General features: G+C 63.0%; 3 protein-coding genes. 2 read left to right on the forward strand and 1 reads right to left on the reverse strand.

What is annotated here, in order from left to right; genetic code table 11:
• Positions 1 to 154 precede the first annotated feature (154 nt).
• Entirely contained in the window at positions 155 to 6,436 is a 6,282-nt protein-coding gene (locus tag HX815_RS16365) for a non-ribosomal peptide synthetase (RefSeq protein WP_177028576.1), read from the reverse strand.
• Positions 6,437 to 6,922: 486 nt separating this feature from the next.
• On the opposite strand from HX815_RS16365, the gene HX815_RS16370 reads away from it, so the two are divergent.
• Complete coding sequence (locus HX815_RS16370; RefSeq protein WP_008430236.1) at positions 6,923 to 7,717, forward strand: helix-turn-helix transcriptional regulator; 795 nt, start codon at positions 6,923 to 6,925, stop codon at positions 7,715 to 7,717.
• Positions 7,717 to 9,174: efflux transporter outer membrane subunit (locus tag HX815_RS16375; RefSeq protein WP_256351129.1), on the forward strand; the 1,458-nt coding region annotated here is incomplete at its 3' end. The genes HX815_RS16370 and HX815_RS16375, both read left to right, overlap by 1 nt.

Here is a 9,174-nt window from a genome sequence, read left to right on the forward strand (position 1 = left end):
CCAAAGCCGGAGTGAGGGCACACCGAGCCTAGGCGAGGTGCCGAGTGGTGGGGCAAGAGCGTTTTGCTTACTTTTGCGCTGTTCAAAAGTGAGCCGCTGTAAGAGCGGAACCATAGGTGGCCGTTACCTAAATAACGGATATACACACCACCACTCAAATCCTACGTCTACGCCCCAACTGCGGAATCCTCAAAGCAGGCACCACCTCCACCCGCTCCACCCGCGTCCCAACCACCCCCGCCAACCCCACCACCGTCGGCTGACTGAACAACGACCGGGCATCCACCTCCAACCCCGCCTTACGCAGCCGCGCCACCACCCCCACGGCCAACAACGAATGCCCTCCCAACTCAAAAAAGTGATCCTGACGCCCCACCCGGTCCAGCTTCAACACCTCAGCCCAAACCCCCGCAATCACCGCCTCCACCTCCCCCCGAGGCGGTTCATAGGCACGACTCAAAACCGCCTCCACCCCAGGCTCCGGCAACCCCTTGCGATCCAGCTTCCCCGCCGGATTAAGCGGCCACACCTCCACCCGCACAAACGCCGAAGGCACCATGTACTCAGGCAACCCCTCCACCATGTAACTGCGCAACGCCTCAAGCCCCGGCACCGCATCACGAACAGTGAAATACGCCACCAACCGCTCATCCCGAATCAACGCCGCCACCTCGCGCAATGCAGGATGCGCCGCCAACCGCGCCTCAACCTCCCCCAGCTCCAGCCGCACCCCACGCAGCTTCACCTGAAAGTCATTGCGCCCCAGAAACTCCAGGTTCCCGTCCGGCAAATACCGCACCAGATCCCCCGTGCGATACAACCGATCCCCCGCCACAAACGGGCTATCGATAAACCGCTCCGCCGTCATCTGCTCCAACCCCAGATACCCGCGAGCCACGCCCACCCCGCCGATATGCAACTGCCCACTGCACCCCAGCGGCACCGGCCGATCATGCTCATCCAATACGTAAAGCCGGGTATTACTGATGGCCCGCCCAATCGGCAACTGCAACCCCGGCACCGGCGCACCCGGCTCCAGCGTCCAGGCACTGCTGTCCACCGTCGCCTCGGTCGGTCCGTAGACGTTATGCAAGCGCACTTTGGGCAACCGCGCCTGAACCCCACGGGCCAAGGCCTCTGTCAGCTCCCCACCACCGCATAAAACGTCGGTAAGGCTGGTACAAAGCGCAGACTCCTCCAGCTCCAGAAACTGCTGCAACATCGCCGGCACAAACTTGATCACGCTGACCTGTTGCTCACGAATCACCTGCGCCAGGTACGCCGGCTCACGGTGCCCATCGGGACGCGCCAGGACCAGGCGCATGCCATTGGTCAGCGGCCAGAACAGCTCCCACACCGAACCGTCAAAACTGAACGGCGCCCGCTGCAACAACGCGCCACCCTCGGCATTCGGGCACAGTTGCGAGCCCCAGTGCATGAGGTTGCCCAGGCCGCGATGCTCGATCATCACGCCCTTGGGCGTGCCGGTGGAGCCGGAGGTGTACATCACGTACGCCAGGTTGCGCACGCTCAGCCCCGGCACTCGCGGGTTGCCTTCAGGCGCCTGCTGCCAGGCGCCGTGGTCGAGGTCGATCACCGGTATCGACACCTCCCCCGGCAAATCCCGGGTCGCGCCGTGTACCAGCAAGGCGACCGGCGCGCTGTCTTGCAGCATGTAGGCGAGACGCTCGCGAGGGTAGCCCGGGTCCAACGGTACATAGGCGCCCCCCGCCTTGAGGATGGCCAGCAAGCCCACCACCAGGTCCAACCCGCGCTCGACACACAAGGCGACCCGCGAATCCGGCTGCACGCCGCGCTCGCGCAGGTGATAGGCCAGGCGGTTGGCGCGCTCGTTGAGCTGGCGGTAAGTCAGTTGCTGCTCACCGGCCTGCACCGCCACCGCGTGAGGTGTGTGCCGGGCATGGGCTTCGAACAGGGCGTGGACGGTCTGGTCCACGGGGTAGTCGGTTTCGCTGGCGTTGAAGTCCACCAGTTGCTGTTGCAGTTCGGTCGCGGGCAGCACCTGCACATCGAACAGCGGCGCCTCGGGCGTCTCCACCAATCCCGCCAGCACCGTGCCAAGGTAGTCCAGCAGGCGCTGGGCACCGACCTTGCGGGGCACCTTGGCCTTGAGCCGGAAACCGCTGGCCAGGTCGTCCACCGTCAGCATCAGTGGGTAGCTGAGGATGTCTTCGCTGCTCAGCAATTCGATGCCGGGCTGCAGCACCTCGAGTGCCTCGACCGAGACATGCCGGTAATTCAGCAGGCTGTTGAACAGCGGTGCGACGCCGCTGCAACGCTGGGCCAACGCCAGTGACGCTTGCTCGTGGGCGAGCAAGGCGCTGAGTTGCTGCTGCGTCTGCCTGATCGCCTCGCGCACCGTCACCCCCGCCAGGCGTACCCGCAGCGGCAAGGTGTTGATGAACATGCCCAGGGCACGGTCGGCGCCCTCACCTGCTTGCAAACGCCCCAGCAGAACCGTACCAAACACCACATCGTCACGGCCCGAGACGCGACCCAGTACCTGGGCCCACGCCAGATGAAACAGGCTCGCCGCGCTGACACCCAAGGTGCGGGCCTGCTCACGCAACAACTGGCCGAGTGCGTCGGGAAGCAGCACGTCGGCTTCCTCGGTGTCACGGCGATCCGCCTGGCGCTCCTGTAAACCGAAGGCCAGGGTCGGCTCGTCGACATCCGCCAGCCGCCCGCGAAAGAACGCTTCGTGCCCGGCCTGGCGTTCCGCTGACCGGGCCTGGGCGACCACGTTGCGATAGGGCACCGGCGCCGGCAATTGCTGTTGCTGGCCAAGCAGATGCGCCTGGATTTCCGCCATCAGTACTTGCGTCGATGTGGCGTCGTTCACCAGATGATGGAAACGCAGCATGCCCACCCAACGGCGGTTCTGCGGGTCTTCGGCATAATCCAGGGCCATCAGCGGCGCCTTGCGCAAGTCCAGTGGCCGCTGGCGTTCGCGCAGTTGTTCGAGGATTGAATCGCCCTGGAGGGCCACCGATTGCACGTCCAGAATCGCCTTGCGCCACACCACTTGCATCGGTTGTTCGAGGGCATCCCACGCCAGGCTGGTGCGCAGGATGTCATGGCGGTCGATCACCTGTTGCAGCGCCTGGGCGAACGCTTCCAGCTGTTCACGGCGGGCAAAGCTGAACATCGCGTGTTGCTGGTACGGATCGCGCTCGTCAGTGATGTGGTGATACAGCAGGCCTTCCTGCAACGGTGCCAGCGGGTAGATTTCCTGCACATTGGCGGCGCCACCGGGGATCGCGGCGACGATGCGTTCTATCGTCGGCGGGTCCAGTTCGGCCAGCGCCAGCAGGTCCGGAGTAATCAATTGGCAACCTGCCGGAACACGGTTGGCCGGCACATTAAGCTCGGTGCCCTGGCCAACCGCTGCCGCCAGTGCGGCCAGGGTCGGCTGGCCGAACAGCACCTGCACGTCGGCCTGCAACCCGACCTGGCGCATGTGCTGCACCAACTGGACCGCCAACAACGAATGGCCGCCCAACTCGAAGAAATGGTCATGCCGCCCTACTTGCTCGACGTGCAGCACGTCGGCCCAGATCTGCGCCAGGGCGATTTCCGTAGCACCTTCTGGGGCCTCGTAGACTCGACTGATAAATGCATCGGCACCGGGTGCCGGCAAGGCCTTGCGGTCGAGTTTGCCGTTGGCCGTCAGGGGCAACGCGTCCAGCTTTACGTAGGCCTGCGGCACCATGTAATCCGGCAAGCGTGACTTGAGATGGGCGCGAAGCGCTTCAATCGCAACCGGCGCGTGCTCGGTGAACCAGGCCAACAGCTGCCCCTCGCGTACCAGCACCACCGCTTCGGTGACCCCTTCATAACCCGCCAGGGCGGACTCGATTTCCCCCGGCTCGATACGCACGCCGCGAATTTTTACCTGGTCGTCGTTGCGGCCCAAATATTCAATATTCCCATCCGGCAGCCAACGCGCCAGGTCGCCGGTGCGGTACATGCGGCCCGTGTTGAATGGGTCATAAAGAAAACGCTCTGCGGTCATGTCCGGGCGGTTCAAATAGCCCCGCGCCACGCCTTTCCCGCCGACGTACAACTCGCCTGCAGTACCGATGGGCACCGGCCGCTGTTGCTCATCCAGCAGGTAGACCGCGGCATTCGCGATGGGTTTGCCGATGTGCAGCGCCTGCCCGGCCTCAACGAGGCCCGAGGTGGCAACCACGGTGGCTTCAGTGGGACCGTAGTTGTTGATCACCGCGAAACTGCGCGCCTGGTTGAACTGGCGCAGGCGGTCGCCACCAATCAGCAGCGTGCGCAAAGTCGGGTGTTCGATATTCTGGCTGAACGCATACTCGGCCACCGGCGTGGGCAGGAAGCATACGTCCAGCGGTTGCGCGCGCCACCAGGCCAGCAGCGCGTCGATGTCTTCGGCGCCGTCGTGGGCCGGCGGCAAGTGCAAGGTCGCGCCCACGCACAGCGCTGGCCAGACCTCCCAGGCCATGGCGTCAAACCCGAAACCGGCAACGCTGGCGGTATGGCTGCCCGCGTGCAAATCGAAGGCCTGGCAATGCCAGTCCACCAGGTTGGCCACGGTGTGGTGCTCCACCATCACGCCCTTGGGCAGGCCGGTGGAGCCCGAGGTGTAGATCACATAAGCGAGGTTGGCGGGTGTCATCGCCACTTGCGGGTTGCGCGCCAACTGCGCCGTGGCGTGATCCAGATTGATGACCGGCACGCTCAATACCGGTAGACGCTCGAGCAAATCCGTCTGCGTCAGCACCGCCACCGGCGCGCTGTCATCGAGCAGGTAGTGCAGGCGCTCGGCAGGATGGGCCGGGTCCACCGGGACATAACAGGCGCCGGACTTGAGAATCCCCAGCAAGCCCACCAGCGTCTCCAGGCCGCGCCGGGCGACGATCGCCACACGGTCGTCGGGCTTTACCCCCAGCACCAATAGCTGCCGCGCCAGGGCATTGGCCCGTTGATTCAATTGGTCATACGTCAATCGCTGCCCCTGATACACCGCCGCCACCGCATGCGGGGTCACCGCGGCCTGGGCCTCGACGCGCCCATGCAGGGTTTGCGCTGCGGGATAGGCCTGGGCGGTGGCGTTCCAGCGTTGCAACTGCGCGGTTTCCTCGGGCGTTATCAGCGAGAAGTCAGCCAGGGGCAACGCGGTGTTTTCCAGCCCCTGCTCCAGCACATACACCAGGCGATCAGCCAGGGCCTGCACCTCGTGTACCTGGAAGTACGCCTCGTTGTAGACGCAGTGCAGGCACGCCGTGTCGTGGTAGCGATTGCTGCGCAAGTGAATCGCCAGCGGCAACGGCTCATGGTGGTTGGACACCTTGATCGCCCGGGCCGATGCCTGGCCGTAGCGAAATTCATGGTCGTCCTGCTCATAGGACACCGACAGGTCGAACAGTTGGCCGCGGTCGGCGCGCAGCAAACCCAGCTCGCGATTCATCTCGCTCAGCGGGAAACGTTGATGCCGAAAATCCTGCTGGAGCTGGTCGCGCACGCCACGCACCAGGGCGCTGAAAGGCAGGTCGTCGCGGAACTGCAAGCGCACGGCACTGACCTGGGTGAACAGCCCCAGGGTCGAACGAAAGCGTGCATTGGAACGGTTGAGTATCGGCAGCCCCACCACCCACTCCTGGCGCTGGCCGGTGCGGCTGAAGTACAGGTACATCGCCGCCAATAACACATGGAACGCCGACGCCTGGTAATGGTTCGCCACCCGCGCCATGCGATTGAGCAGCGCCGCCGGAAACGGTGCTACCAGGGTGTTGCTCGGTGCCTCGCCCTTGGCCTGGTAACGGCGCGTCAGCAGCGGCTCTGGCAGCGCCTGGTATTTGTCCAGCCAGTAGCTGCGGTCCCGGGCGTAACGGGCCGACTCGCGATAGCGTTCATCGTTGTCGATGAAGTCGATATAGGACGGCGCCGACAGGTCCGGCTGCCGGCCCTGCTCCAGGGCGCTGTAGATACCTGCAAGGGATTGCAGCATCTGGCCAAAGCCCCAGCCATCGAGAATCAGGTGGTGAGCCTGGGTGCCGAGGCGGTAATGCTGGTCATCGAGCTTGACCAGGAAGAAGCGGAACAACGGCTCATCGACCAGCGCATAGGCTCGCGCCATCTGCGCCTGCAACAAGGCCTCGGCGGCCGCGCGGGGATCCGGCTGGCGCGAGACGTCATGCTGCGGCACCGATACCGCCATGGCCTCGGCAAACGCCTGCCGTGGCAAGCCATCGGCCGCCACTTGCAACACCGTACGCAATGCGTCGTGCTTGGCCACCAGGTGCTCGATGGCTCGCTGGATCAATGCGGGATTCACGGTGCCCGTGAGTTCGATATAACCCCCGATGTTGTACAGCGGCGAGTCACCGAGGCGCAGTTGGTCGAGCCAGATATCCCGCTGGGCGGCGGTCAGGGGGAAATACGTCATAAGATCCTTCTCATGTGAGGTGTCGATAAGGCGCACAACGCCCCATTGAGGCGAAATCAACGGGATTTAAGCATCGCCCCGGAGGGCCGTATGTCACCCGAAACCCGGACAGCCCGGGTACCGCGCCGGGGTTGGCTGATGGTTCAGTGCTGAAACGATTAAATGGATGTAGGAGATTGGCTACATCTGGCCGATGCCATATAGCCTGGCATGTCGAGAAAATTGAGTAAATATGTTTTATATCAACTAGTTAACAAACTCTAAAATCCTTTTACCCTGCAGCTTCAGCCTATATCCCTGTCGGAAATGACGAAATAATGGCGCGCTTTTTATGGCAGGTTGTGTCCCTCGTTTCCGCTACATACGTAGGACAAATCCACGTGGCTAAATGAAGCCTCGAGCACCGACCCAGGTTCAAGGAGAACGGGAGGCCTGCACACGTAAGGGCAACCGTTGACGGTTTTCGACATCAAGGATGAGATGGCTATGAGTCTGACCAGCAGTATTCGGAATATGGAAAATCCGCATTTTTATTTCGAGTTGGGAGAGTTGATTTCAAGCACCGGCACTGAACACTTCGCAGCGAACATGCTGCAACTGGTCAACAAGCTGGTACCGGTTCACTTGGTGGACCTCAGTGAATGGACCCTCGACGAGCACCAGGCCTGCGTGCTCGATATCAAGTTACTTGGCAGCGACGGGTTGAAGCAGGACCTGCCGCCACCGCGCACCCTGCATCACCGCGACGATCATCCGCTGCTGAAAAAAATGCTCGGCATGAACGACCCGCTGTTGATCCAGATGAATGCCAAGGCCGACAGCACCCACACCCGCGGCACCTCCCATCAGTGCAACCTGGTATCGCGCCAGGCCAATCGGCGCTGCGTGATTTCGTTCTACCGGCCCCACACCCAACGCGCCTTTTCCCTGGCGCAGCTGTCGTTTCTCAAGAGCCTTTCGGAAACCTTGCTGCCGTTGATCGAGCGCCACGCGCAGATCAATCGACAGGCCCCGCCGGTAGCTCCCGAGCCCTCTAAAACTCCGTTGGAGCAGTCGCAATTGCAGCGCGAATTCTATAAACGCCTGTCACTCAGTGACATCACCTTATCGGCGCGGGAACAGGAGGTTTGCCTGGGGTTGTTGACCGGCGGAACCGTACCGCAGATGGCCGAGAAACTCAGCGTGAAAAACAGCTCCATCGAAACCTACCTCAAGCGCGCGGCGGCCAAACTGGGCGTGAGTGGCCGGCATGGCCTGGCCAAATGGATGGTTGGCGCGTGATGAAAAAACTGATGCTCGGCGTGGCGTGTGTGCTTGGCGGGTGTTCGTTGATCCCGGACTATCAGCGGCCCGAGGCACCGACCCCGGCGCACTTCCCGGTGTATAACGTGGACCGGGTGGGGCCATCGGCCTCCGGGCCTGACTGGCAACAGTTGTTCCGTGACCCGGTGATGCGGCAGTTGATTGGCCAGGCCCTGGTGAATAACCGTGACCTGCGGGTGGCGGCGCTGAATGTCGAAGCGTTCCAGGCGCAGTACCGCATCCAGCGTGCCGACCTGTTCCCGGCGGTGTCTGCCACGGGTGCCGAAAACCGCCAGAAAGTCCCGCGGCGCGCCACTACCACCGGCAAGTCTGCGATCACCTCTACCTATTCGGCGACATTGGGCGTCAGCGCCTACGAGCTGGATTTTTTCGGCCGTGTACGCAGCCTCAGTGAGCAGGCGATGCTGCAATACCTGGCCACTGAAGAAGCTCGGCGCAGCGCGCAACTGAGCCTGGTGGCCAACGTCGCCAACGCTTACCTGACCTGGCGCGCCGACCAGGAACTGCTGGCCCTGGCCCGGCAGACGCTGGCCTCGGACGAGCACAGCCTGCGTCTGACGTCGCGCAGTAAAACGGCGGGCAAGGCGACGTCGATTGATGTGATCCAGGCCCAGACCAGCGTCGAAAGTACCCGGGCAAGCATTGCGCGCTACCAGCGGCAGGTGGCCCAGGACCTCAACAGCCTGGCGTTGCTGGTGGGTGGGCCGGTGCCGGATTCTTTGCCGGCACAGCCGCTGTCCGACGACCTGGTAGCCCGGGTACCGGCCGGGTTGCCGTCGGACCTGCTGCAACGGCGGCCGGATATTGTGCAGGCCGAGTATCAGCTTCAGGCGGCCAACGCGAATATTGGCGCGGCGCGGGCGGCGTTTTTTCCTTCGGTTACGCTGACGGCCAACGCGGGCACCTCGAGTAAGGATCTGTCGGGATTGTTCCAGGGGGGCTCGGGGAGTTGGGGGTTCCAGCCGCAGATCAATCTGCCGATCTTCAACGCGGGCAGCCTGCGGGCCAGCCTGGATTACGCGAAGATTCAGAAGAACATTTATGTCGCGCAGTATGAGAAGTCGATTCAGACCGCGTTCCAGGAAGTCTCGGACGGGCTGGCGGCGCGGCAAACGTATAACGAGCAACTGGCGGCGCAGCGGGATTTTGTTCGGGCCAACCAGACGTATTACGACCTGGCTCAGCACCGGTATCGCAGTGGGGTGGACAGTAATCTGGTGTTTCTGGATGCGCAGCGGTCGTTGTTCAGTTCGCAGCAGGCGTTGATTGTTGATCGGTTGGCGCAGTTGGTGGCGGAGGTGAATTTGTATACGGCGTTGGGTGGGGGGTGGGAGGGTGATTCTGCTGGGGGTGGGGATGGGGGTGGGGGCATATCCGTTTCTTCGGTCACGGCGGCTTATGGTTCCGCTCTTACA

Origin of the sequence: Pseudomonas sp. E6002, from assembly GCF_013385565.1 — a bacterium.
Classification (GTDB): domain Bacteria; phylum Pseudomonadota; class Gammaproteobacteria; order Pseudomonadales; family Pseudomonadaceae; genus Aquipseudomonas.